Here is a 24,692-nt window from a genome sequence, read left to right as displayed (position 1 = left end):
GGTTGGGGTGGGACTAGCCGGGGCCGGTGCCGAGCTGGACGAGGCCACGCGGAGATGAGGTGAGCCAGGAGGCTCCGGTCGAGGTCACCCGTGCCATGTCCCCGGCGCACACGTGCCCGAGGTCCGGCACGGAGTAGTTCGGGTGGACTTCCACGACCATGCCTTCGGTGAAGACGGCGTCCGCGAACCGGGGGCCGGCCTGGCCGGCACCGCTGACGGCTCGCATGGCAGGTTCGGTGTAGCTGAGCCCCAGCCCATGGCAAAACTGGAACCGGAACGGGTCCTCCCCGGCCGGGTAGGGGCACCCGTCGTCGACGAGTTCGGCCGTGCGGGCGGCGACGTCCGCGAGCGGGACACCGGGCCGCATCAGCGCGGCGATCTCGTCCTGGATGCTCGCGAGGCGGAGGGCATGCTCCTCCAGCAGCGCCGGCGGCCGGCCCACCACGGCCATTCTGAGACTCTGGCCGTAGAAGCCCTCGTAGCGGACGGTGGTCCCGAGCTGGAGGCGATCCCCGTCGGCGAGGACGTCGAGCAACTCCCGCTGCTCGAAGTAGGTCGTGGGCGGTGTCGGGCCGGTCGCGATCCAGCACCCCGCCGCCTCGGCGCCGCGGGACCGCCCGACCTGCTCGGCCAGGACCATCAGCTCGGCGCCCGTACGGGGGCGCGCGGCGGCCGCGGCGAAGACCTCCTCGATCATCGCGTCGGAGATCGCCGCGACGGTCGCCGCCTGGTCCGCGAAGTCGCCGTAGTGGCGCACCCTCATCGCGTGGACGTGTTCGTCGACCGGCCGCGGCTCCCCCAGCGGCCCGCGGAGCGCGTCGACCAGGCCCGCGGACTGCTCCGACAGCCCGGCGACGCCGATACCGGTCCGTGATCCCCCGAGGAGCCCGGTCACCGCGTCGGCGAGCGCCGCCGCCCCGGCGACCTGCCGGACGTCGGCGGTGTCGCCCACCCGTGCGCGAAACCCCCGGGCGTCGTGCGGTCCGATGGCGAGGACGACCGGCTGCTGGTCACGGCGGAGCACGACGGCGGCCGGGCTGAAGGGCGGCATCCAGCCGGTGAGGAACCGCACGTCGCCGGGTGAGTCGGCGGAGGGCCCGAGCCCTCCCGGAGCCCCGAGGACCACGATCGTGTCGAGCGCGTCGTCACCGGCCCGCTGCCAGAGCTCGTCCCAGCGGGCCGGCAACGCCTCGGCCACCGCCGCTACGTCGTGCATGGCACACTCCCGACGGGCGCGAGCGAGCGCAGGTGGGCGGCCCCGGCCTGGACGAAGGCCACGGCGTCGGCGTGGGTGAACGGACGCGCCGCGAACGCGGGGATCGATTCGATGTCGCCCTCGGCCACCCGGCGGTCGCCCTCCGCGGCGAGCCGGACGGTGGTGGCGAATTCGGCGGACGTCAGGTCCGGGTGCATGGCGTGCCAGTACGGGTCGTACATCTCGATCGTCAGGGGGCGCAGATACGGGTGCAGGCCGTCCTCGCCCCCGCCGGACTCCGCGGCGGAGGTGAGGGTCTCCAGGCTGAGGTTGGGCCGGGCTCCGGCGTCCTGGAGCAGCCGGAGGATCGCCTCCAGATCGAGGGCCCCGCTGCCCACCGGCCGGAGCTGGTACCGCATCCCGTCCTCGCCGATGCCGAGGAGGCAGTCCTTGACGTGGGTCTGGCGCACGTAGGGCGCGACCCGCCGGGCGCTCGACAGCGGGTTCTCCCCGCGTTGCAGGAGGTTGGTGGTGTCGAAGGTGATGCCGAGGACGTCGGGGCCGACGTGCTCGATCAGCCGGACCAGCTCGAAGGAGGTGATCTCCTCGTGCGTCTCCAGGTTGAGGTGGACGCCGTGGTCCCGGCAGATCGGCGCGAGCAGTTCCAGGAAGCGCGCGGTCTCGGCCAGCTGGGCCTGCCAGTCGACGTCGGTGCGGAAACGGTCGTAGGCGAACCGTCCGGGATAGTTCTTGAAGCCACCGGTGACGACCCACAGCTCCCGGCACCCGATCCCGGCCGCCGCTTCGATCGCGCGCCGGAAGCCGAGCACGGTGTCGCCGTCCCCCGCGCGTCGTAGATGGGGGTGCTCGGCCATCGCGTACGGGTTGACGTTGCCCACCCCGGCCTCAAGGTAAAGCCCGAGATCGTCGGCGTGGTGGCGGTGCTCGGCCAGCCGGCCGGCGTCCAGATCGGGGTCCATGTCGAAGACGGTCCGGTAGAACACGCCGTCAAGGCCCAGGCCCTTGGCCAGGTCCAACCGCTCGATGGCCGGACGTCCCGCGGCACCGGGCACTTTGCGTCCGTCGATTCCGACCTGCATGGGAGCGGGGTCCTCCTCTGGTGGCTGATGCGGTGTGATGACTGAAGTCGGGCCCGGGGGCGAGTCCTGTACGGCCGTCATGCCGGCACCGCCGGGGGGTGGGTCGCGGCCGCCACGCGGTCGCGGACCTGGGTGAGATGGGCCAGGCTGCGCAGCACGGCGGCCATTGCCTCGTCGTCACCGAAGTGGGCCGGTGACGCGGGGGCCCACGGCTGTGATCCCGGCGCTGCGCGGTCGTACGCCAGGCCGGTGAACGCGGCGAACTCGGGAACCGTCAGGTCGGCGTGCGAGCCGACGAAGTCCGGGTCGCGGACGGGCAGCACCGTGACCGGTGTCGGGCCGGGGAAGTCCGCACGCGACTCCTGGTTCTCGATCGTCAGATTCACCCCGGGAGCGGTGCGGGCGAGCGCGGACAGGATGTAGGCGAAGTCGACCAGGCCGTCCCCGCAGGGCGTCAGGTCGAACCGGTAGCCGCCCTCGACCGGGGTGATCGAACAGTCCTTGAGCTGGGTCTGCCGGACGTAGGGTGCGACGCGGTCGGCGGTGTACCGGGGGTGTTCGAGCCGCTGCAGCGGGTTGGCCGTGTCGTAGACGATGCCGCACACGTCCGGGCCCACCGTCTCGATCAGGTCGACCAGCTCGAACGAGGTGATCTCCTCGTGTGTCTCCAGGTTGATGTGCACGCCGAGATCGAGGGCGATCGGGCGCAGCCGTTCGAGGAACCGTCCGGTCGCCGCCAGCTGCGCCGACCAGGTCACATCGGTGCGGAACCGGTCCCAGACGAACTTGCCGGGGTAGCCGAGCTGGTAGTTGGTGGTGGCCGCCCACAGCTCGACGCACCCGATCCGGGCGCTCGCCTCCATCATCCGGCGGAACCCGAGCAGAATGTCGCCGTCCCCCGCCGCCCGCAGCTCGGGCGTTTCCGGCGTGGCGAACGGGTTGACCTTGCCGAGGCCGGCCTCCAGATACATACCGAGATCGTCGGCGTGATCGCGGATCTCCTGTAGCTCGCCGGCGTCGAGAGTCGGGCTCATGTCGAGCACGGTGCGGAAGAAGACCCCCTCGAATCCGGCCTCATGGGCGCGAACGAGCGTGTCGTGGCACCCGCCCCGCATGGCGCCCGGGAACTTGCGACCGTCGACCCCGATACGCGGGGCCCACGGCACCTTCGCGGGCTCCGGAACAGGCTTGCTGTCACGCACCGGTGAGCACCCCTCCTTCACAGGGTCATACTCTGGTATTACTGGTCTTACCAGTTGTCGGGAATGTAGCAACGCCCTCTGCTCCTGTCCAGGGCCTTCACGCAGATTGGAGTCGGGTTCGCGCCGACCGCGGGCGAGGCGCCCGGTATGTTGCACATGCGCCACCCCACGTGGCCGGTCGCCCGCGGCGCCCACCGCGAACCGGGTCCGCGCACCCGCGCAGGCTCAACGGACAGGGGCGTTCGGCCGACCCGGCCGCGCAGACCGGCGGGTAGCGAACTAAGGAGTCGACCCAGTGAGAACGCGGCGCAGTAGTGACGACCCGAACGGCCGGGGCGCTCCACCGGATGCGCACACCGCCGGCGTCCCGGCCCCGCGACCGGACAGCAGACGCCGGTGAGCGGAGGAACACAGCGCTCGCGCGTCGCCGACCAGCTGCTCCAGGACATCCGGGCGGGCCGGTACAGCCCCGGCGAGCGCCTGCCGTCAGAGCGGCGGCTGTCGGAGACGTTCGGCGTCTCCCGGCCCGTCGTCCGCGAGGCGCTCGGCATGCTGAGCTCGCTCGGCCTGGTCGACATCCAGGTCGGCCGGGGCGCCTTCGTGACCGCGAAGGACGTCACCGTCCAGTCCCAGGACGCCCAGCGGTCCCTCATCGAGGTGACCGTGATGCGCGAGGTGCTCGAGTGCGGCGTTCTCGGCGTGACGACCCGACGGGCCCCCGGCGACCTGGACACCACCGAGGTCGAGGCCGCGCTCGCCGAACTCGAACAGTGCGTCGCGCACGGCGCCCAGGCGACGAGCGCCGATCACCGCTTCCATCGTGCGATCGTCGCCAGCGCCCAGTCCGCGACGGCGGTCCGTCTCTGGGACGACTTCACCAGCGAGATCTCGACCGTGATCAAGATCAGCCCCAACGGCAACACCATGGACGAGGCCACGCTGGAGCAGCACCGCGTCCTCGCCAACGGCGTGCTCAGGGGCGAGTTCGAACCGGCCCGGCAGGCGTGCCACGACCTCCACGAGGACTACCGCCGGTTCCTACGCGACCTATTGAGCTGACCCGCGGGTGACGGAGCGCCCTTCGGACCCCTGGGCCGCAGTGTCCGGGCGGCCGTTGCGCTCTGGTCCTCGGGCTGCGCCCGCCCGTCCATGGGCGGTTCCATGATCGGTACCGAACGTCTCCAGCACCCGTTCCAGGACGGCGTGGACGTCGCGAAGGTCCCGGTGGGACTGCTCCCCGGACGCGACGGCGTGCAGAAGCGACAGCCGTCCCTTCATGTCGGCGACCACACGTTCCAGGAGCCGCGCGGAAAAGTCACGTGCGTGGTCGTGATCCCATCTCCCGGAGGTCAGGTGCCTGACAAGGGCGGCGCTCCACCGCCGGGCTGATCGGGGCATGACGCCCTGCCGGACGAGCGCCGGTTCGAGCCGGCAGACGACGGTCACGGCGAGGACGGCCGGCCAGGAATCGGGGCCGAGCCCGTCCAGGCATCGTTCGGCGGTCATGCCCTGCCGGTAACCGGCGACGAGGTCCTGGACGATCGCGTCGGCGTCCCCTCCGACGGGTCGGTTCGTGACCGGCCCCAGTGCTTCGACCAGCAAGGCCCGGAGGGGCGGGGTGTGCTCTGAACCGTCCGGAAGGGTCAGGCGAGCCTCGCGGGATCCGCTCTCGTCGAGGATCTCGGCCAGCACGGCGGCCGGGCCTCGCCCGTCCGGCCAGGGCAGCGCGCACGTGCGCAGGAAATTCCTGCGGTAGGAATCCTCTGCGTCCTGGGCAAGATGGCGGAGTATGTCGGGACGGCCACCAAGCACCAGGAGGAGGACGTCGATCACCCCTTGGAACCCGGGGTCGGAGAGCCGCAAGCCGCTGAGCCGGTCGGCCCAGTAGCGGCTCTCGTCCCGTCGAATCGATCTGCCTTCGATGAGCATCTCGACGAAGGCCTGCAGCACCAAAGGGAGCCGCCCCACCGCGCAGGCAGCCTCCAACAGGGCTGCCACGCAGCTGCGTCCGGACTCGGCGAGCCCTTCGAGGCGCTCCAATGGCAGCGGGCTCGGATCACGGGCGAGCAGGACGTCGCGGAGCACCGACAGCACCCGCGGGTCCTTCGCGCGCACCGTCCCGAGCCAGTCCATGCTCGGCTCCAGCCGGGCGGGATCGGACGAGGCGAGCTGCGCGACCAGCTCGCACATCACCTGCGGATGGTCGACCAGGCTCCGCAGCGTGCGAGGGTGCGCGGCCATCGCGCCGGAGACGATCGCACTGTCGTAGACGGCCTGGGCCGTGGCGCTCAGCCCGCGCTCGACCCTGTCGCGGGGCAGGCCGGGAGGGACCACGAGCGCCGCGAGGAAATCATCGCCCTGCTCGTACCGGTAGGCGATGAGCAGTTGCGTCTGGATCTTGCCCGGCTCATCCGACCACAGCCGGGCACGGCACTTCTCGAACGCCGGCGTCAGCAGACCGACGAAGTCGTCGCCCGCCAGATCCCGCCACCAGGCGTCGATCGTCGGCCAGTCCTGCGGTTCGGCGAGCTCGACCAGCCGGGACATCGCCCGGCGAGCGCTCTGGTGATCCAGGGCCAGGACGTTCTCCGGCCGTTCGAACAGTGCCCGGAGCTCGGCGAGGCCGGTGACCTCCGCCCGCGGACGAGGGGTGATCATGGCATGCACGGCTCGCACGGCAGGCCCGGGATCGTTACAAGACCTGGGGTCCGAATCTTCCAGAAATGACCGGATCACCGCCTCGGCGCCGAGCCGGTCGACCGCCGCCTTCAGCGGACCGAGGTGGTCACGCTCGGTGACCGATTCGCTGAGAGGCGCGGCAGGCCCCCGAAGGGGAATGCCGATGGCACCGTTTCCGGCGTGCCGCGCGAAGAACAGCCGGAAGGGGTGGCGCGTCGCGCTGTTGGCCCAGGTGGTCGTGGTGAGCTTGGCACGGTAGCCGTACGGGAGCAGCGCCGCCACCGCGTCCAGGAAGCGCAGCCGTTCGTCCAGAGACGTGGACTCCGCCTGGACGACGCACACGTTCCGGCCGCGGGCCACGAGAGCGGCCACCCACGCCGGACCTGCACCCAATTCCTGGATGTCCGCCGCGACGGCCCGTGTGTCGAGTAACGGCGGCCGCACGGTGACCGGCGGCCCCGTCATGGAATCGGGAAGCGCGGCGTCGGCCAGGTGTTGATAGAGGGCGCGGTAGGCGACGGCCCGCCTACTGAGGACGCTGTAGGGAAAGACGAAGAGCCGCATCGTAGTGACGCCCTGGTCATCCCGGACGGGCTGCGATGTCTGGAGACCCAAGGCCAGGTGAGGAACCTTGGAGATGTCCAGGGCACCGATGGTGACGCGAGGGAGCGCACCGTCGGTGTCGGGCGTTCCTGGAGAGAACCGGGTAATGATCTTCTCGAAGTGGGCGCGGCGGAGCCGGCCATCGCTGCACGCCAGGACCACGTGGCCGGCGCCGCCGCCCGCCGGACGCCCCCAGAGCGCCCATTCCGCCTCCAGGGAGGCGCGACCGGCAGGAGTCATTCCACCGCGCCCAGCTCCGCGGAGGCAGCCTCGTCCAGCGTTGCCGGAGGCGCGGGCTGTTGACCGTCCGCCTTCGGCTTGTCCCGGCCTCGACGCGCCCGGCGCCTCGGCGCCTTCCCCTTGTCACCGACCACCTGGAGAAGCACTTCGGCCGTGTTCCTGACCCTTCCGGCGTTCTCCCTGTCATTGAAGAAGTCCGCAGCGGAGGCACTGAAGATCTGAAGCTGTCTGATCTGATCGGACATGACCTCAAGTATGAATTTCAGATACAGCGTCTTAAATTCTTCGGCGAGTTCCGCACCGAACTTCTGCTGGCAGAGTGCCCCGATGAGATTGTTCGTCCAGTTGTAGCCGGTGTTCAGCGACACACGCTGACCGATCGCCCCGGTGAGCGAGGCCACGATCTCCACCGCGACCTCGGCATCAGTCAGCAACTTGTGCTCGCTCAGATGGGCGTAGAAATGGGTTGAATTATCGCCGCGGAGGGCAGCCGCGACGATGCGTTCGATGAGGGACTCGGCGGCTCTCCGTACCGCTTGCCGATGCTCGTACGGAGTCGGACGCGGCGGATCTTCCGAGACCGTCAACGGCTGGGGCTGGGGCTGTTGCGCGGGCACGGGGCGCTTTGCGCTTGTCCGACGCCCTCCCATGGTCTCCAGCCACATTTCGGCGTCGGCGTCGGGCGAGAGGTCGTAGGCGTTGGAGAGACTCTCGATCAGGGCGTTCTGCACCGTCGGCTGCTCATGCAGATGCACAGCGGGAAGCAAGCTGATGATCTGCGTCGCTCGGCCGGGTACATCATGCCACGACTGGTTGCGCAGGTGACCGGCCAACTCGACAATCATCTGGGGCCGATTCGACCAGGGACGAGACCAATGGGCGGCAAACGAGTCCTGGTAATCCCGCCAGTTCTCTCGCGGTATCTCCATCATCCAGCGGGGACGATGGCTGGTCGCGAGAAGCGCAACGTCGATCATGGCCAGGACGGAATGGTCATCGGGAATGAGCGCGGACAGCACGTTGCCCCAGTAGCCGCCACCAGGCGAAGGGCAGCCTTCGCGGGAGACCAGCCAATCCATGAACCCCTCGGCGACGAGATCGAGTTTGCCCTTCCAACAAGCGATATTCAGCATCATGGACACGCAGCTGGCGCCGCAATGAGCGATGTCCTCCATGAGTGCCAGGGTGAAAGGCTCATCGGACGGGACTCTGAAGAGCAGTTCGGTGGGGGCGATCAGCACATCGGGCAGCCGATCGAAGGCCCAGCCGATCCCCGCGCTCGCCGCGCTCGCCGGTCCGTCGGCAAGGAGGGCGTCGATCAGGGCGAGTGCGATGGCGCCATCGCCCGTCAGTGCCGCCTGGGTGCGGGGATAGGCTCCCGGGTCGGGCACGACCTGCCCCATGAGCAACTGTGCGATGGCACCCAGCCCGCGCGTGACCTGCGTGGTCTCTTCCGGTCGGGTCGCGATCAGGTCCGCGAGGAACGCGTCGATCTCCCGTTCGTCGCGCAGGGCCCGAAGCAGTTCCGCCAGCCGTGCCCCCTCCCTCCACAGCAGCCTTTTGGAGAGGGCGAGCAGTACACCCCGCCATGGCGTCAGATCTCCCGCGGCGACGATCGGCAGCCACCGCGCGATGGGCTCGATGTCCTTGCCCTGGGCCTTCGGAAGCAGCTTCGCGAGGATGCTCGACGCCTCGTCCTCGACGAGGTCCTCCGCGTCGAGCCATTTGCGCAATTCCGCCGTGGTGGGATCGCCGTACAGGAGGGCGTGGTCGCGGCGGAGCCGTTCCTCGATCGAGGCCAGAGTCTCGGCCGCCGCGGGGGCGTCCTCGAATGTTCGCGGGTGCGTGCGCAGGGCCAGCTGGCCGATCACCTGCACGGGCTGGTAGCGGGCGAGTATGTCGTTCAGCCGGCCGGCGAAGCCGCCCGCGGGAGGTTCCGCGGCGGACCCGTCCCACGGCACTTCCACCGTGCCGGAGTCATTGGCGCGCCGGGAGAAGAACATCCGGAGGAGGTGGCGGGTGGCGCCGTTGGCCCATGTCGTCGCGGTGATCTTGGCGCGATGGCCGTAGGGCAGGAGCGAGACGGCGGCGTCGAGATACCGCAGCCGCATCTCGGTCGTCGCCTGCTCGGCTCCCGTGACGCAGAGCCGTTCATTGTGGAGAAGGTGGGCGGCGGCGAAAGTGGGATCGGCACCCAGCAGCGTGATGTCCTCGGCGACAGTCGAGGCATCGAAATCCGGAACCTCGATCTGCAGCAGGGAGCTTTCCCCCGCCTCGGGCAGGGGGACCGAGTGCAACGACAAGTAGAGATCGTAGTAGGAAACCGGATTCCCTTCCAATGCTTTGTAGGGCATAAGAAAGAAGCGGGTCGGCGCGATTCTCCTTCCGGTCCCATCGTGCTGGTCTGACCGATCCTGAATCGCCATGCCGATATGCGGCTCTTGCGCGACGTCAACGGTGATGATGGTCACCCTGGGCAAGCCTCCCTGCACCTCGGCCGTGCCCGGGGAGAAGCGTGTGATGATCTTCTTGAAGTGGCCCGGGCGAAGCTGCCCCTTGCTGCACGACAGGACGGTGTAGTCAGCCCTCGCCCCTGGTCGCTCGCTCCACAGCGCCCATTCCATCGCGATCGTGACCATCGGGCACTCGCCTATCGCCGTGTCTTCTCGCCTAGCCACAAGAGCGGCTCCAGCACATTGATCGGGTGAATGTCCCCGCGGATGGTGTACTCGCTGTCCTGCGTCGGATGCGGGACGACGTTCTGGAAGTTGGCGGCACGAAAGCGGGTGGCCGTCCGAGCAAGGTAGAAACCGACGGACGAGGTGGCGAAGTAGCGTACCCGTTCGGCGTCGAACGCGGCGTTGATCGCGTCATGTACCATGAGCGCACTCCGGGTCGGAGAAAGGTTTCCCAGCTCCCGGAAGAGCGCCTCGGCCTTGTCCTCCCGCACTCGCGGAAAAAGGTGCGGATCGCTCGGGTCGGCCGTGAGGTAACTTCGCTTGTACGCGGTGTGGAACACCTTCGGGTCGTCCAACTTGGTGATGCAGACCGCGAGAAAGTGCGGCAGATATCTGCCATTGAGTTTCCCCTCGCCGGACGCGCGGTGCACGATGTTCTGCAGCGCCCACTGGAAATGCTGAAACTCGTCGCCCTCCTTGTTCTCGCGGACCGGATCGAACAGGTAGACGATGCCGTCACAGCTCGTCAGCTGGTCGATGAGTTCCTCCGGGTCGCTACCGGCGCCGCCACTGGAGTCGTTGAACTCCAGGTCGATCTCTCCGTCCGTCGCGTCGTCCTCGGTCGTCCCCTTGAAGAGGGTGCCCGCGGCGTCGAGCATGTCGAGCTGGAAATAGAGCGGAACGGACTCGACACGTTTCCGCCAGCGACTGCCGACGACCTGCTCCGTCTCCCCCATGACCGTCCAGCTCAAATTCTGGATGCCCTCGGTCTTGCGAGGAAAGCGGCGCTGCTGGGTGAGTGTGTCAGTCTTCTCGGTCAGAAAGTCCACCGACTCCTGATCGACCCCTCCGATGTTCCACTTCCTACTCTGGGTGACCGCGACGTAGAGCGCGGCCAGATAAGAGGTCTTGCCGCTGCCCGAGGCGCCCCACAGCCCAATCTTGGCCATCTTCGTCTCGGGGACGGGCCGCTCATTCGTCGAACCCAGCTTCATGGTTCACCTCAGTTCTCGGTATCCAGCATCGGGAAGACGAGCCGGCCAGAGTCGGGCACGATGACGTGCGTGGCGGCGGCCAGCTGCCCGGCGTCCGCCTGGTCCAGGCGCAACAGCGCCGTTCGGCCGAGCCGGCGCCACGCGGAGCCGAGACTCTCGGAGGAGTCCAGGACGACGGCGCTCGTCAGGCCCGGATGCTGCTCGATCCGCTGCAGTTGTTTCCGCCAGTCGATCCTGCCCGGGCACGGGAGCAGACCATCCGCGTCGTCTCGTGAGGGATGTGGCGGACGGTCGCCGAAGAACAGCGTGACCACCCTTCGTCTGGGCGGGATCTTCGCGACCCCCTGTGCCACCAGGTGGAGGGCGTCCTCAAGGGGAGCACCGGGCACCCGGTCGGGCCGGACGGAGCGGAGCCCCGCCAGCGTGTCCAGCGCCACCGCGGCGGGGGCGAGCCAAGCGCCCCCGAGGACACCGGAGCGCTCCTTCCCGAGCCGAAAGTCGTGCCGGCCGTAGCCGATGACCGCGACGCGGAGCTGCTCGGGGCGGGGGAATCGACGCTTGGCCAGCCTGACGAACTCGCTCGCCAGCCTGCGGCGGGATTCGAATCCGCCACCGCAGAGGTCGATCACGCAGACGACGTCGAGTTCGGTGACCTCCGGGACGAGCCGGTCGGGCAGCGTCGCCATCAGCTCCGACCAGGATCGGCGGTCGGGCACGACCCCGCCCGGCTCGATGAACTTGACCTGCCCCGCTCCGGCCAGGACGGCGCGTATCCGGTGCTGGCCGGCGGGGAGCCGCACGACACCGGTGAACAGCACGCGGGGCCCATCGTCCCGCCATGTCATGACGGCGAGGACGGTCCCCTCATCGTGCGGATGGACGCAGCGCAGGTGCACTGCGCGTTCGGTACCGACCTCGTCGCCCGCGGCGAAGAGCTGTGCGCCGGCCGGCAGGACCTTGCCGGACCGGGGCTCGACCTCCGCGACCACCAGCTCCAGGGTGGCGCGGAGCGGAAGGGCCGCCACCGCGTCGTCGACGGCGGCGGCGACGTCGACTCCGGTGAGGCGGAAGGGCGTCCACCGCGGATCGTGTGAATCCGGTGCCGTCCATGCCTCCGGTGGGTTCTGCCCGGGACCGTTCACGAACCCGGCGAGATCGGCCAACGCCCTTTCCGGTACGGGCCAGCCCGGCGCGGTGCAGACGAACTCAAGCCGGTACCCGTCTGGTAGCGGAACCTGATCCTCCAGATTCCGGTGCAGCTCTGTCCATAGCCGGCCCTGGTCGACGCCACCGAGACCGCCGGCCAGCCGGAACCGCAGCTCCTGGAGGGAGCCGGTGGCGAGTGCCGGCACCAGCGTGGTCCAGGGGACGGCCGGCCGCGGACGTGGACGGGGCAGACCGAACCCGTCCAGGTCGACGACGGTGACGACGATCCCGGACTCGCCGGCCTCGACGATCGTCAGGCGGCCCCGGTCGGACAGCTCGGTGATGGCCCGCTGGATGCGGGCGCGGAAGCGCTCGACCGGCTCGCCCCCGGTCTCGGCCCGGCGCAGCGCCTCGGCCCATTCCGCCGTGCTGGGCCGGCCACCTCGGATGAAGGGAAGGTCGCTGCCGTCGGCCGGTGACATCCGAGCGGCGGCGACGGCGTCGAAAGCGCGCTGGGCGGAGCGGAGCCGCTCCCCCTCGTCCGGCACCGCTCCGGGGCCGCCGGGTGGCTCGTCGTCCGCCGCGGCCGGTGGCGACGACGGCCATCCGCACGCACACGTCCCGTTCGTGTCGCTCAACACAAAACAAACCGGACACTTCACATAGTCTATCTCACGGTGCGACATAGAGGCTTTTCCTCACATCCCACATCATTCGCTCGGCGCCGACTGGGATGGAGAACCGTGATCTTTTCATACAGGCTCGCGCGCCCCCGCGAATATCGACTTCCCCGCTTGATCAAACTCCTTGACCCGACAGCCTCCGCGATGTCGGCCCCCTTCTCCGGCATAGTAGACACGCCCGGTCCGCTGTATGCAAAAGCGGGTCACACCGACCTTTGACCGGAACCGGTCAGCAGCGTCCCTTCGCCGGAACGGGCTCCAGCTGACGTTATGAGGTACTGCTAGATCTGTAGATTCAAGCGATTGATCGCCTCAATGCGCACATCTACCTATATCAGCGAGGTTCATGGGGCGTACCCTCTCCAGGAACCGGCGCCGACGGGGGCACGGGAGATCGACACGGGTCACACCTGCCCGGTGGCGGCAGCAAGGGGGAGCTATATGAAGAACGTTCTAGTGTGGCTTTCCGGTGCCCGCGAGGAAGTCCTCGAATTGAGTCCGGGCGACAAGCCGAAATACGTCGGTGTCGGCAGCGCCATAGCGATCACCGGCTCGATCGCCGGGGTGGCCATGGCGTTCGCGCTGCAAAGCGCGGTGCAGGTGGCGACGCCACTGGCGGTGGCCTTCGGGCTGGCCTGGGCGCTCGGGATCATCATGCTGGACCGCTGGCTGGTCAGTTCCATCCAGCGCGGCTCACGCCGACAGAACCTGCTGACCGCCGCCCCCCGCCTGGCGCTGGCCGTGCTGTTCGGCCTGGTGATCTCCACGCCGATCGTCCTGCGCATCTTCGAGCCGGAGATCGCGGCGGAGATCGCCAAGATCCATCAGGCCGACGCCGACACCTTCCAGGAGCGCCAGAAGAACGGGGACCTGGGCAAGGCGATCGCCGATCTCACGGCCCAGCGCGACGGCCTGGAGCGGATCGTCGCGACCGGTGGGGACGCGCCGCGCAACCCCGGCGACGACCCCGTGATCATCGGGTTGCAGTCCCAGCTCAAGCAGGCGCAGGCCGGCAGCGACGCCGCGTACAAGAAGCTACAGTGCCAGCTCTATGGTCCCTGCAAGCCGAAGGGGAACGGGCCGCTCGCAGTGGCGGCCAAGAAGGCCTACGACTCCGCCCAGCGGCAGGTCACCACGCTCAACGGCCAGATCGAGGACCGCAAACAGCGCCTCGCCTCGAACGACGATAAGAGCCGCGCCCAGCGCGTCGCCGACGCCCGGACGGCTCTGCCGGGAGTGCGCAAGAGGCTGGACGAGCAGATGGTCCGCCAGGAGGCGCTGCAGAAGTCCTTCACGGCGAAGCAGCAGAGCTCCAATGGCCTGCTCATCAGGATCAAGGCGCTCGACCACCTCTCCAGCCAGGACGGCTCCATGCGGACGGCACACCGCGCGCTGATCCTGCTGTTCACCGTGATCGAGATACTGCCCGTGCTGGTCAAAATGCTGATGCTGTTCCTGCCGGAGAGCACCTACGACAAGCTCATCAAAGTGCAGGAGAACGAGGACCTCGCACACGCCACACTCTTGATCCACAATTCCCCCGGCGCGAAGGAGGGCAAGATGGACGAGGCCATTCGCGAACTCTGGGGAATCCCCGCGGAACCCGCGGGCAATGGCACGTCGTCCACGGGCACACATCGCCTCCCACAGGATGATCCGGCCCGGGAGTGGAGCGACGACCTTCCCGAGGAACCCGGCAGCCCGCACCGATGGGACGCCGAGCAATTGCTCAACATGCCGGACAATCACGTGTACGGCCACGGCGAAGAGGACCCGGACTTCGACCAGGTTTCCCCGTCCCCCGGACCAGGGCGCGCGGAAAGGAACGAGGGACTTACCCCGGCCCCTGGCACGGATCTTCCGCGGCCTGGGAGAACCAGATTCTCGATGCCCGAGACACAGGACAAGCCGTCCACGTCGCGGCTCGACGCCGAGGACGGAACCGACCGGTTGCTCGAATTCGACAACTGAGCGGACCATGCGCGACGACAGTGTGGGAGTTCCCTGGGTGGCGGTTCATTCCGGCGGCGGCCGGTTCGAGCGAGTGCGCAAGCTCGGCGAGGGCGGCATGGGCAGCGTGTGGCTTGCTTGGGACAGCAGCCTGGAGCGCAACGTCGCGGTGAAGGAGATGCACACGGGCATGCCGGCGGCAGGGGACGGCAGGCCGCTGATCTCACCCTCTAGGGTGCTGCGAGAGGCGCGTGCCGCCTCGCGGCTCCGGCACCCGAACATCGTCCGGATCCTGGAGCTCATCGAGAGCACGGACGCCCCCCTGATTGTCATGGAGTACATCGAGGGCAAGTCGCTGGCGGAGTGGATCCAACGCAGGCCGGACACGTTGTCGGAGGTCCGGGTGGCTGAGATCGGGATCGCGGTGCTGAACGCCCTCATCGCCGCGCACGCCGAGAAGGTGGTGCACCGGGACATCAAGCCGGCGAACATCCTGATCGAGCGCGCCACCGCGCCGGACGACCCGCTCGGACCGCGGGTCCGGCTGATCGACTTCGGCAACGCCGCGGTCGAGGGCCAGCAGCTCACCACCCGCAGCGCCCTGGTCGGCACGCTCGGATACGTCGCGCCGGAGCGGTTCACCCGCGACTCGGGCGCCGAGGTCGATCTGTGGTCGCTGGGGGTCACTCTGTACCAGGCGATGGAGCACCGCCTGCCGTTCGCCCGCGAGCAGGAGGCGGAGGTGATCTACGCACTGCTTCACGAACAGCCGGACCCGATGGTGCGGGCGGGCCGGCTGGCGCCGGTGATCGTCCAGATGCTCGACAAGGATCCGGGACGGCGGCTGGACGCGAGGACGGCGCGCGACATGCTCGCCCGGGTCCTCGGTGGCCGGCAGGACGCCCCTGTCCATCGAACTCCCCGCGCAAGCTCCGGCGAGCCTTCTACCCGGGCAGGACAAGCCAGGCGGCGTGACCCGCCGGAGGCTCCGGCGCCCCAGCGTCCGCCGAGCGGGTTCGCCGCGATAGTCGCGCGTAACCCGAAGGAGGCCGCGGCGCTGCTCCGCGAGCAGGGTCCCCGGACGTCGGCCCGGGTTCTGGACCGGCTGGAGCCCGGCTCGGACGAGGCGGTGGCGGTGGCGGTGGCACTGGGTCCCGCCTTCGCGGCGGAGGTCCTCGGGCACACCCGGCCGGAGACGGCGGTGGCGGTGCTGCGCCGCTTCTCCCCGGAACGGGCCGCGAGGCTGCTCGCCCTCGTCCCGGCCAGGGGCGTCGCCCCGATCCTCGCCGCGATGCGCCCGGACGATCGGCCGACGGCCCGGCTCCTGTGCGCGCTGCCGTCCAGGCACGCCGCGCGGGTGCTGAACGACGTAGCACCGGCCCAGGCCATGGCCCTGCTGGATGTCCTGGAACCGGCGCGCTCGGCGGACGTCCTCGCGCAGATGAGCCCCCGCCGGGCGGCCGCGCTACTCGATCAGACGACCGAGGATCCGCCGCGCGCCGCGGCCCTCGTCCAGGCGCTCCCCCGCGAGCGGCGCGGGGGCGTCCTTGACCGGATGGACGCTTCGCGGGTGGCCGAGATCCTGCTCGTCCACCCCGACCAGGCGGCACATCTCCTCCAGCTCATGCGTCCGGCAGAGCGCCAGCGGGTCATCGACGCCCTGCATCGCCTGGGCTGACGCCGGACGGTCCGAGGCCGCCACGCCGTGATCGGCTAGCGGTCGGCGGCCTCCAGGGCGGGGTGAGGGGGGCGGTAGGCGCGGCGCCAGAGGAGTTCGAGCGGGCCTCGATCGAAGCGGCGGAGCCAGCCGGCGGCCAGCGGCATGGAGATCGCGCAGATGCCGGCCCAGGCGGCGAGCGTCCACCAGGGGCGCAGGTCGGCGAGGCTCGCGGCGAGGCCGAGGCCCCAGCCGTAGCAGAGGGCCGAGGCGACCAGGTTCTGGAACACATAGCAGGACAGGCAGGTGCGGCCCACCGCCGTCAGGCCGCGGCGCATCGCGCCCGGTTCAGCGCGCGTCAGCGGGCGCAGGGCCAGGGTCGTGATCAGGCCGAGCAGGCCGAGTGCGACGATCGGGGGCAGCAGGTAGCGGTTCACCAGGAACCAGGACGGCCCCGCGTAGGTGGTCAGCAGGTTGAGCGGGGCCGCGACGCAAAGGCCCGCGATCATCAGGATGCGGCGGAGCCGGGCACCGGCGGGCGTGTCCTCGAAGGCGCCCGCCCTCAGCAGCCGGACGCCGACCAGGAAGAGCGCCACGCACATCGGCACGATGAAGATCGACTCGGTGCGGTAGGCCACCCAGTCGTGGATCCGGGCCTCGACCTGGTCGGCCCAGGAGCCGCGCGTGAAGAGGGTCGTCCGGCCGTCGAAGTCCGCGCGGGGGTCCGTGCCGATCAGCCGGAGCGTGCCGACGGCGACCATCAGGACGTGCAGGGCGGCCATCGCGGCGATCCAGCGGTCCACCGCCCGGTCGCGGAGCCTGACCAGATACGCCACGATGACCGAGACGACCGCGTAGCCCATCAGGATGTCGAACTCGAACACGAGCAGGAAATGCAGGACGACGGCGGCTACGCGGCCCGGTTGGCCGCGATCGAGGCGACGATCCACCCGAAGCTGGTCATCGCGTCAGCGGACGCCCAGCCGAGCCTGCCCGCCGGGACGGCCGTGCTGCAACCCGCGTACGGGGACGATCCGGACGCCGCGCCAAGAGCGGCGGGTGAGGTCGCGGTGGTGCAGTTCACCTCCGGCTCGCGGAGCCGGCCGCGCGGGCTGCGGATCACCGTGGGCAACCTGGCCGCGAACCTGCGGATGATCCACCGCTGGCTGCGGGCCGACGGGTCCGGCGGGGTCTGCTGGCTGCCGCTCCACCACGACAAGGGGCTGGTCGGCGGCTTTCTGGCCCCGGTCACCGGGCAACTCGAACACGCCCTGATGCGGCCCGAGGACTTCATCCGCGACACCCTCGGATGGCTCGCCGAGTACGGCCGGGGCCGGTACGCCCACATGTTCATGCCCAACTTCGGCTTCGAACGCGTCCTCGCCCGGGTCCGGCCCGACGACCTGCACGGCCTCGACTTCTCGACGCTCGGCTCGGTGGCTGCTGCTGTGCCGCGTCGAGGACGACGAGCGGGATACCCGGGCACGGCTCGGTGTGTTCGCCGTGCCCGCGTCCGGTCTCACACTCCGCAAGCGGCTGGTCAAGGCCGGCACGTCGGGGCTGGACACGGCCTGGATGGCGGTGGACGCCGTCGTCCCCGACGAAGCACAGGTCGGGCGGCCCGGTCTCGGCCTGCTGGTGATCACCTGGGGGCTCGGCCACGAGCGGTTGTCCATCGCCGCCCAGGCCGCCGGCGGGATCGCGCGGGCCATCGGGCTGACCGCCGCGCACCTGCATCGCAGGGAGCAGTTCGGCCGCCCCCTGCACGAACACCAGGCGCTGCGGCTGCGGCTCGCCGAGCTGGCGTCGCGGCTGCTCACCCTCCGCTTCGCCGTCTACACCGCCGCCCAGGGCGTGCCCGTCGCCGGTGCCTGCGGCGCGCGCGAGACGGCCGCGTTGAAGGTCGTCGCCGCACGGTTCGCCGAGGAGGCGATGAGCGAGTGCATGCACATGTTCGGCGGCGCCGGCTATCTGGAGGACGAGACGCCGCTGGCCCGGATGTGGCGGGACGCCCGCCTGGCCCGGATCGGCGGCGGAACCGACGAGATGATGTGGGAGCTGGTGGCCAGCGGCCTGGTCCCCGACCTCCCCGGCTACGACGCGTCCGTCGACCTCACCACCACCGCGAACCGGGAGGAATCATGATCACTGAACACTCCGCCGGCATCATCGCCGCCCTGGAGGACATCTATGCCGAGATCAAGCACGTCCGCCGGGAGCTGAACCCGTCCGACCACATCGTGCGGGACCTCGACATCGACTCGCTGGCCGCCGTGGAGCTGGTGGTGGCGCTGGAGCGGCGGTTCGGCCTCGATCTCCTCGGCGACGGACGGGCGGCGGGCGCGCAGACCGTCGGCGACCTCGTGGCCCTGCTCCGCGAGGCGGGCGCCTGACGATTCACCGGTGCCTGCGCGGCGCATGGCAGCCGCAGCCGACCCGTGCCGCGGGCAACCCCTGGCGCGGCATGCCGGCGGCCCGCTCGACGTCCGCCAGCATCCGCCTTCGCCGGGCGGAGGTGATCAGCCGGCCGTCCGCCACCACCGCGTGGATCCTGGAGGTGTTGGTGATATCGGCCAGCGGATCGGCGTCCAGCACGACCAGGTCGGCGAGCTTCCCAGGACGGACCGAGCCCAGATCCCGCTCGGCGCCGAGATACCTGGCCGGTTCGAGTGTGGCCGTGGCGATCGCCTCCAAGGGGGACAGTCCGGCACGTACCTGAAGGGCCAGTTCCTCGTGCAGGCTGAAGCCCGGATAGGCGTAGATGAATCCCGCCTCGCTGCCGTTCAGCAGGCGCACTCCGGCCCGCCGCATCGCGCCGACGAAGCGCAGCCTGCGGTCGAACAACTCGCGCTGCTGCCCGATCTCCTCCGCCGTGCGTCCCGGGAGGTAGATGTTGTCCACGGCCCACCGCCACCACTCCCTGTCCTCGGCGGGGATGTACCTGAGCCGCGGATCGTCCTGCGGGAGGTCTTCGGGACGGTCCACGATCAGGTGCATGCTCAGGGTGGGCGTGACCCAGGTGCCGTTGGCGATCAGCCTCTCGAAGAGGGCGTCGGCGCGGCGGGCGCTGTGGTGGCTGCTGGCCAGCCATTCCACCTTGTGGAACTGGCGGAACCAACCGCCGTAGTCGCCCGCGTCGATCGCGATGGCGTCCAGTGCGCGGCGCACCTGCCGAGCGCGGCCGGAAACGGCGCACCACAGCGTGTGGAGGTGTTCGATGCTGCGCTGGCGAAGGTCGCTGGCCCGTGCGACGGCGACCTTGTCGGGACAGTGGCCGGCCAGCGGGAGGCCCTGCCGCCGCGCCTCGTCCGCGATCGCCTCGAAGGCTTCGGCGGACAGCCTGGAGTAGATCTTGACGAAGTCGGCCCCTTCCGCCTTGACCCGCCGCACCGCTCGGCGAGCCTCGGCCTCGTCCGTGACCAGGATGGCGCCGTCCGGATCGTCCGGTCCGGCCAGCAGCGAGGGCGAGCCGTCGATGATCGTGCTGGCGATCGTCCATCGCGGGCCGGCCAGAACGCCGCGCTCGATGTCCGCGCGCCACCTGTCGACCACCGGTGAGCCGCTCATCTCGCGCACCGTGGTGACCCCGTTGGCGAGGTAGAGCGGCGGTGAGATCTCGTGCGTTCCGATGCTGTGCGCGTGCATCTCGCACAGGCCCGGGATCACGAACCTGCCCGGCAGATCGACGACGGTGACGCCGTGGTGCACCGGCACCTCGTCTCGTCCCCCCACCGCGACGATGCGGTCGTCCTCGATCAGCACCGTGGCGTTCGGCCGCGGACGCGAACGCGTGGCGTCGATCACCGTGACGCCCCGGAGCGCCAGCCGGGGCCGAGGACCGGCGGCGGCCCGCCTGGGGTGCCGTGCGCCCACGGCCAGCGCGGCACCAGCCGCCGCGCCGCCGACGAGGACGCCTCTGCGTGAGATCGGACGTGACATGGGCCCTCCCCCTGCTTCGCCCGCCGTCCGGTGACGGCGCCACCCGAACGTATACAGCGTCTGAGACAAATTTCAAGACGAACGTCTAAGACGTTGATATCATTCGGCCATGGGAAACCGCGAGAAGCTGCTGGTCGCCGCCCGGGAGTGCCTGGAGCGAAAGGGCTACACGCGCACGACCGCCCGCGACGTCACCGACGCGGCGGGAGTAAGCCTGGCCGCCATCGGTTACCACTTCGGCTCGACCGAGACGCTGCTCAACACCGCTTTGCACCAGGCGATGGAGGAGTGGGGCGATCGCCTGGAGACGGCATTGGAAGGCGCCGCCGACGAGGCCTCCTCCCCGCTGGAACGCTTCGAGCTCATCTGGGCGCAGATCTTCGCGTCGTTCGAGGCCGACCGCCCGCTGTGGGCCGCGCTCTCGGAGATGCTGGTGCAGGCACAGCACGTGCCGGGCCTTCGCGAATCACTCACCGCGAGCATGGCCGAGGGACGCTCGGGCCTCGCGGAGATCTTCGGCACGGCCGGCCCATCCGGTGATCCTCGCAGCGCCCGGCTCGTCGGATCACTGTGTCAGGCCCTGCTCACGGGGCTGATGATGCAATGGCTGATCGACCCGGAACAGCGGCCGACGAGTGGCGACCTCACCGAGGCTTTGCGGCTGCTGCTCGGCTTGAACTGACCCGATTGCCCCGGTACGGCCCTGCGCGGCCCACCGGTCATAGCGAACTTCCCGGGCACTCTCGCTCTTCCTCCGGCCGTCGGCAATCGTCCGGAGTAGCGTGGCGCGAAACACCGCTGACCAGCCCATACGCCCGGACCTGCGGCGCGGAGCGGCGAGCGCGCGTGGCACTGGCCGGACGCGGTGAACCGCCGAGACGGAGGGAGAGTCCGACCTTGTCCAGTGTGGTGATCGCCGCCCTGCGGCGAAGGGCCAGGCCGCGACCGCCGCGGATGCCGGAAGCAGTGGCGACGGCATTGGCACTGGGGGTGCTGGGGGCCGCCTGGGGCGCGATGGTGTGGGCGCCGTCGGACACCGTCCGCTGGCTGCTGGGCGGCGGCTCGGTGGTCGGCGCGGCGACACTGGTCTTATGGACGCTGCTGGGACCGGTCGCCCGGTACCTGTCGGGCGAGCGGACCGAGTTGACCGCGGCCGAACGCGCCTCGCTGACGGCGGCCGAGCGGGTCGAGGCGGTCACCGGTGCCCGGTCGGCGCTGATGCAGTCGGTGACCGGGCTCGTCGTCATCGTCGGCGTGGTGTTCACCGCCGCGGGCCTGCTCTACACGGCGCGCACTCTGGACACCACCAGGCAAGGGCAGGTCAGCGACCGCTACACCAAGGCGATCGAGCAGCTCGGTTCGACCAAGCCCGAGGTGCGCATGGGCGGCATCTACGCGCTGGAACGGTTGATGATCGACTCTTCGCGCGACCTGCGCACCATCATCGAGGTGCTGTCGGCCTACATCCGCAGCCACGCCCAGGACGAGCCACCGATCGGATCGGACAAGACCCGCCTGGCCGTCGACGTCGAGTCCGCGCTGACCGTCCTCGGCCGTGCCCACATCCCCACCGACACCTATGTCGACCTCACCAACGCCGACTTCCACGACAAGAACCTGAGTGGCGCGGGCCTCAGAAGCGCGGGCCTGAGCCGTGCCGATCTGAGCGGCGCGAACCTGTCCCTCGCGGACCTGACGCAGGCGAACCTGACCCAGGCGGACCTCAGCGGCGCGAACCTCACCCGGGCGAACCTGAGCCGCGCGGAGATGCCACGCTCGGATCTGAGTGGTGCGGACCTAACCCGCGCAAGCCTGACCAGCGCGAACCTGGGCAGCGCGAAGCTGGTCCGCGCGGATCTGACCCTGGCCAACCTCGCCGCCGCGAACCTGACGAGCGCGAACCTGACCGGCGCGGGCCTGAACAGTGCCGACCTGACCGGCACGCTGCTGCTGAGTGCGGACCTGACCGGTGCGAACCTGGTCAGCACCGACCTGTCCCGCACCGATCTTGATCATGTGCGTGGTCGGCCGGTGAGGTGAGGCGTCCGCCGGGCTCAGTTCGATGGAAGGCGCAGGGGGCCGTTGCCCTCGCGGACGCCACGAATGATCTGTAGGTCGCTGACCGGGACGCCGTTGTCGTCGACCGTGACGCGGACGGCGTGGTCACCGAGGCAGGTGCGGTCATGTGCGGGTTCGTCGCAGAACAGGACGTATCCGGTGAAGCGATCGATGCGGCCCGGCTCCAGGCTCCACACGCCGTTGTAGGAGGAGAGGGCGACTCCCGGACGGGTGAGGCGGAGCCGGTCGCCGACGTGTTTCTGGACGCGCCGGCCGAACGCCTGCCGGTCCTCGAACGTGCGCGAGATCGCGATCCCGGAGGTCACCGGATCGTCCCGGCCGTCGCGCAGGGTGAAGGCCGCGGTGAAGTAGGTCCGCTTCGCCAGCGCCGCCTGGAGCTTGGAGGTGGTCAGCCGGGCCAGCGTGGGCCACGCCGGGTCGGCGGCCGGACGCCTCTGAGCGACGTCCGGCCGGACCACCTTCACCCGCAGCGCGCGGGCCCCGACCGGCAGGCCGTACGAACCGTCCGACTGCGGCGGCGAGCCGGCGGCGGTGAGGGACGCCGACCATCCGACGGCGCACCGGCCCAGTTCGCCGAGCACCGCCGTGACGTTGTCGTTCGTGAGGGTCGCCGCGACCCACGGCTCGCTGGCGGTGGGCCCGAGACCGATGATCGGATGGCCGCACCGTTCGAAGGCGGACCTCATGAGACGGAACTCCGCGGCCTGCTTGCGCCCGCGCGTGACGGCCTCCGTCAGCGCCCCCTCGCAGCGCTCGCGTTCGCAGTTGCCCTTGCCGCTGTCGATGCGCAACCGCACCACCGCGTCGGGGTCGTCCTTCACCGCGAAGGTGACCTCCGATCCGGTGCTCTGCGGGAACAGCGTACGGGCACCGATCAGCCTCAACTGCCCTGGATAGAGCCGCTCGGCCAGTTCCACGGCGTGCTTCTTGTCGTCACCCGTGCCCAGCGCGCACCCGCCGGCCAGCAGTGCGACGAGCGCGATACACGAACCCAGTACGGAACTGCGCAGCCCCGCCCTACCCGACCTGCTCATAGTGGCCCTCACCCAGATGCCGCCGTTGCTGTTCGCCACGCTAGATCTCGTCGGGACGACACAGATGAGCACGAACACTCACCAGGACTCAGATGAGGTACTCAACCCGGTCAGGCACCTGTCCGCACCGATGGGGTAAACGCCACCTGGTGATCTCGTCAGGCGGGACTGGCACGCAGGTGATGTTAGCCAACAGCAATCCGGGCACGGCTGGACATACCGCCCTTTCCTCGGTTGGTTGGAGCCTGCTGTGCCGCCTGCTCTCCCTTCCTTTCCTTTCCTGACCGACCACGCTCTGCACCCCTCTCCCCAACTCACCGAAGCCCGTACGGGCCATGCTCCCGTCCGGGTCCAGCCCCCCTACGGGGCGCCGGCCTGGCTGGTGACCCGCTACGAGGACGCGCGTTTCGTCCTGAGCAGCCCCCTCTTCGGCCGCGACCACGAACGCGCCGGGATCCCCGCCGACCGCATCTCCCGGGTGACCCCCCTGGAGGTGACCAGCGAGACCTTCGCGTCCCAGGACCCACCCGACCACACCCGGTTACGCCGGTTCGTGTTCCGCACCTTCACCCCGAGCCGGGTGGAGGCCCTGCGGCCCAGCACCCGGCGGATCGCCGACCGGCTCGTCGACGACATGATCGAGCAGGGACCCCCGCTCGACCTGTTCGAACGGTTCGGGCTCGCGCTGCCGGTGCAGGTCATCTGCGACCTGCTCGGCGTGCCCCGGTCCGACCGGGCGCTCTTCACCTCCTGGTCCGACGAACTCCTGGACTCCACGGGGTCGACCGAGCAGGCGGCGGCCAGCGTGGTGGAGATGAACGCCTACCTGGCCGAGCAGGCGGCCCAGCGGCGGCGGCATCCGACCGACGACCTCATCGGCGCGCTGGTACGCGCGCGGATCGAGGGCGACCACCTCACCGACGACGAGGTGAAGAACCTGCTGCGCATCCTGCTGGGCGCGGGGCACGAGACCACCGCCTCGCAGATCCCCAACTTCGTCTTCCTGCTCCTGAGCGGCGACGGCTACGCGCGGCTGGCCGCCGAGCCCGACCTGATCGGGACGGCCGTGGAGGAGTTGCTCCGCTACGTGCCGCTGCTCACCCAGGGGTCCCTGACACGCTTCGTCCTGACGGACATCGAGATCGGCGGGGTACTCCTGCGCGCCGGCGACCAGGTGCTCGTCGAGTTGGCCGCCGCCAACCGCGACGCGGCCGCCTTCGACGATCCCGAGAGCATGGACCTCGCCCGCAAGGACAACCCGCACATCGCGTTCGGCCATGGCCTGCACCGCTGCGTCGGCGCGGCCCTGGCGCGGATGGAAATGCAGGTCGCCCTGGCCACCCTGACCAGCCGGCTTCCCGGGCTCCGGCTCGCGCAGCCCGCCGATCAGATCCAATGGCACTTCGACCGTTTCGTCCGCCGCCCGAAGGAACTCCTCGTCACCTGGTGACGCGACGCGGCGCCATCGAGAAGGGCCGGACGCGACGGACGCGCGCCCGGCCCTCGCACCAC

Annotated in this window: 18 protein-coding genes and 1 pseudogene; 9 read left to right on the top strand and 10 right to left on the bottom strand. The window is 69.9% G+C overall.

The annotated features are described in order from the left end of the window. Window positions 1-13: 13 nt before the first annotated feature. The 3 genes from AMA02S_RS29080 to AMA02S_RS29070 all read right to left on the bottom strand — a co-directional run bounded on the left by AMA02S_RS29080 (window position 14) and on the right by AMA02S_RS29070 (window position 3,497). Window positions 14-1,216 (bottom strand): M24 family metallopeptidase, encoded by a 1,203-nt coding sequence (locus tag AMA02S_RS29080; RefSeq protein ID WP_067464201.1) that lies wholly within the window; start codon window positions 1,214-1,216, stop codon window positions 14-16. Next, entirely contained in the window at window positions 1,204-2,295 is a 1,092-nt protein-coding gene (locus AMA02S_RS29075; RefSeq protein WP_067464198.1) for a sugar phosphate isomerase/epimerase family protein, read from the bottom strand. Before AMA02S_RS29075 ends, AMA02S_RS29080 begins: the two co-directional genes overlap by 13 nt. Window positions 2,296-2,372: 77 nt before the next feature. Continuing rightward, window positions 2,373-3,497 (bottom strand): sugar phosphate isomerase/epimerase family protein, encoded by a 1,125-nt coding sequence (locus AMA02S_RS29070; protein ID WP_218005148.1) that lies wholly within the window; start codon window positions 3,495-3,497, stop codon window positions 2,373-2,375. 396 nt (window positions 3,498-3,893) lie between these two features. Here AMA02S_RS29070 and AMA02S_RS29065 point away from each other — a divergent pair, with 396 nt between their 5' ends. After that, window positions 3,894-4,556 (top strand): FadR/GntR family transcriptional regulator, encoded by a 663-nt coding sequence (locus AMA02S_RS29065; protein WP_067464195.1) that lies wholly within the window; start codon window positions 3,894-3,896, stop codon window positions 4,554-4,556. Here the strand turns inward: AMA02S_RS29065 and AMA02S_RS29060 are convergent. Genes AMA02S_RS29060 through AMA02S_RS29045 form a run of 4 tightly spaced genes read right to left on the bottom strand, consistent with a single transcriptional unit; the run spans window position 4,545 to window position 12,479 of the window. Beyond that, entirely contained in the window at window positions 4,545-7,019 is a 2,475-nt protein-coding gene (locus AMA02S_RS29060; RefSeq protein WP_067464192.1) for a hypothetical protein, read from the bottom strand. The genes AMA02S_RS29065 and AMA02S_RS29060 overlap by 12 nt on opposite strands. After that, window positions 7,016-9,658, bottom strand: a complete 2,643-nt coding sequence (locus AMA02S_RS29055; RefSeq protein WP_067464189.1) for a hypothetical protein — start codon at window positions 9,656-9,658, stop codon at window positions 7,016-7,018. The genes AMA02S_RS29060 and AMA02S_RS29055 overlap by 4 nt, the downstream gene beginning before the upstream one ends. Window positions 9,659-9,669: 11 nt before the next feature. Continuing rightward, entirely contained in the window at window positions 9,670-10,692 is a 1,023-nt protein-coding gene (locus AMA02S_RS29050; protein ID WP_084265712.1) for a nucleoside/nucleotide kinase family protein, read from the bottom strand. 8 nt (window positions 10,693-10,700) lie between these two features. After that, on the bottom strand, window positions 10,701-12,479 hold the full coding sequence (locus tag AMA02S_RS29045; RefSeq protein ID WP_157430889.1) for a hypothetical protein: 1,779 nt from the start codon (window positions 12,477-12,479) through the stop codon (window positions 10,701-10,703). A gap of 483 nt (window positions 12,480-12,962) precedes the next feature. Here AMA02S_RS29045 and AMA02S_RS29040 point away from each other — a divergent pair, with 483 nt between their 5' ends. Together AMA02S_RS29040 and AMA02S_RS29035 are read left to right on the top strand one after the other, a co-directional pair. Then, complete coding sequence (locus AMA02S_RS29040) at window positions 12,963-14,492, top strand: DUF4407 domain-containing protein (protein WP_169806911.1); 1,530 nt, start codon at window positions 12,963-12,965, stop codon at window positions 14,490-14,492. Between the two features lie 7 nt (window positions 14,493-14,499). Next, a complete protein-coding gene (locus tag AMA02S_RS29035; protein ID WP_067464180.1) occupies window positions 14,500-16,149 on the top strand; it encodes a protein kinase domain-containing protein in 1,650 nt (549 codons plus the stop codon). A gap of 35 nt (window positions 16,150-16,184) precedes the next feature. Here AMA02S_RS29035 and AMA02S_RS29030 read toward each other — a convergent pair whose 3' ends face one another. Beyond that, a complete protein-coding gene (locus AMA02S_RS29030; protein WP_067464177.1) occupies window positions 16,185-17,078 on the bottom strand; it encodes a DUF418 domain-containing protein in 894 nt (297 codons plus the stop codon). Here AMA02S_RS29030 and AMA02S_RS45125 point away from each other — a divergent pair. The 3 genes and pseudogenes from AMA02S_RS45125 to AMA02S_RS29015 all read left to right on the top strand — a co-directional run. Next, window positions 17,022-17,492, top strand: a pseudogene (locus AMA02S_RS45125) (AMP-binding protein); the annotation flags it as partial. The gene AMA02S_RS29030 and the pseudogene AMA02S_RS45125 sit on opposite strands and share 57 nt — an antisense overlap. A gap of 139 nt (window positions 17,493-17,631) precedes the next feature. Then, entirely contained in the window at window positions 17,632-18,273 is a 642-nt protein-coding gene (locus tag AMA02S_RS29020) for an acyl-CoA dehydrogenase family protein (protein ID WP_218005147.1), read from the top strand. Further along, window positions 18,270-18,521 (top strand): acyl carrier protein, encoded by a 252-nt coding sequence (locus AMA02S_RS29015; RefSeq protein WP_067464170.1) that lies wholly within the window; start codon window positions 18,270-18,272, stop codon window positions 18,519-18,521. The genes AMA02S_RS29020 and AMA02S_RS29015 overlap by 4 nt, the downstream gene beginning before the upstream one ends. 4 nt (window positions 18,522-18,525) lie before the next feature. Here the strand turns inward: AMA02S_RS29015 and AMA02S_RS29010 are convergent, their stop codons facing one another. Beyond that, window positions 18,526-20,067: an amidohydrolase family protein gene (locus tag AMA02S_RS29010; RefSeq protein ID WP_067464167.1), complete on the bottom strand. Its 1,542-nt coding sequence runs from the start codon at window positions 20,065-20,067 to the stop codon at window positions 18,526-18,528. Between the two features lie 109 nt (window positions 20,068-20,176). Here AMA02S_RS29010 and AMA02S_RS29005 point away from each other — a divergent pair, with 109 nt between their 5' ends. Beyond that, a complete protein-coding gene (locus tag AMA02S_RS29005) occupies window positions 20,177-20,749 on the top strand; it encodes a TetR/AcrR family transcriptional regulator (RefSeq protein ID WP_067464164.1) in 573 nt (190 codons plus the stop codon). A gap of 224 nt (window positions 20,750-20,973) precedes the next feature. Beyond that, window positions 20,974-22,107 (top strand): pentapeptide repeat-containing protein, encoded by a 1,134-nt coding sequence (locus tag AMA02S_RS29000; RefSeq protein WP_245667889.1) that lies wholly within the window; start codon window positions 20,974-20,976, stop codon window positions 22,105-22,107. Window positions 22,108-22,121: 14 nt separating this feature from the next. On the opposite strand, the gene AMA02S_RS28995 is transcribed toward AMA02S_RS29000, so the two are convergent. Then, entirely contained in the window at window positions 22,122-23,180 is a 1,059-nt protein-coding gene (locus tag AMA02S_RS28995; RefSeq protein WP_067464158.1) for an SCO7460 family lipoprotein, read from the bottom strand. Window positions 23,181-23,430: 250 nt separating this feature from the next. Between AMA02S_RS28995 and AMA02S_RS28990 the strand changes: the two genes are divergently transcribed. Next, window positions 23,431-24,630, top strand: coding sequence for a cytochrome P450 (locus AMA02S_RS28990; RefSeq protein WP_067464155.1), 1,200 nt, complete (start codon window positions 23,431-23,433; stop codon window positions 24,628-24,630). Window positions 24,631-24,692: the final 62 nt, after the last annotated feature.

The sequence above is a fragment of the Actinomadura macra NBRC 14102 genome, from assembly GCF_001552215.1.
GTDB lineage: Bacteria > Actinomycetota > Actinomycetes > Streptosporangiales > Streptosporangiaceae > Spirillospora > Spirillospora macra.
This window is presented reverse-complemented; position numbering and strand designations above follow the sequence as displayed.

What these genes read in the sequence shown, in the direction of transcription:
- AMA02S_RS29080 (WP_067464201.1), bottom strand. Translation starts at nt 1,216, where the DNA reads ATGCACGACGTAGCGGCGGTGGCCGAGGCGTTGCCGGCCCGCTGGGAC.
- AMA02S_RS29075 (WP_067464198.1), bottom strand. Translation starts at nt 2,295, where the DNA reads ATGCAGGTCGGAATCGACGGACGCAAAGTGCCCGGTGCCGCGGGACGT.
- AMA02S_RS29060 (WP_067464192.1), bottom strand. Translation starts at nt 7,019, where the DNA reads ATGACTCCTGCCGGTCGCGCCTCCCTGGAGGCGGAATGGGCGCTCTGG.
- AMA02S_RS29055 (WP_067464189.1), bottom strand. Translation starts at nt 9,658, where the DNA reads ATGGTCACGATCGCGATGGAATGGGCGCTGTGGAGCGAGCGACCAGGG.
- AMA02S_RS29050 (WP_084265712.1), bottom strand. Translation starts at nt 10,692, where the DNA reads ATGAAGCTGGGTTCGACGAATGAGCGGCCCGTCCCCGAGACGAAGATG.
- AMA02S_RS29040 (WP_169806911.1), top strand. Translation starts at nt 12,963, where the DNA reads ATGAAGAACGTTCTAGTGTGGCTTTCCGGTGCCCGCGAGGAAGTCCTC.
- AMA02S_RS29035 (WP_067464180.1), top strand. Translation starts at nt 14,500, where the DNA reads ATGCGCGACGACAGTGTGGGAGTTCCCTGGGTGGCGGTTCATTCCGGC.
- AMA02S_RS29015 (WP_067464170.1), top strand. Translation starts at nt 18,270, where the DNA reads ATGATCACTGAACACTCCGCCGGCATCATCGCCGCCCTGGAGGACATC.
- AMA02S_RS29010 (WP_067464167.1), bottom strand. Translation starts at nt 20,067, where the DNA reads ATGTCACGTCCGATCTCACGCAGAGGCGTCCTCGTCGGCGGCGCGGCG.
- AMA02S_RS29005 (WP_067464164.1), top strand. Translation starts at nt 20,177, where the DNA reads ATGGGAAACCGCGAGAAGCTGCTGGTCGCCGCCCGGGAGTGCCTGGAG.
- AMA02S_RS28995 (WP_067464158.1), bottom strand. Translation starts at nt 23,180, where the DNA reads ATGAGCAGGTCGGGTAGGGCGGGGCTGCGCAGTTCCGTACTGGGTTCG.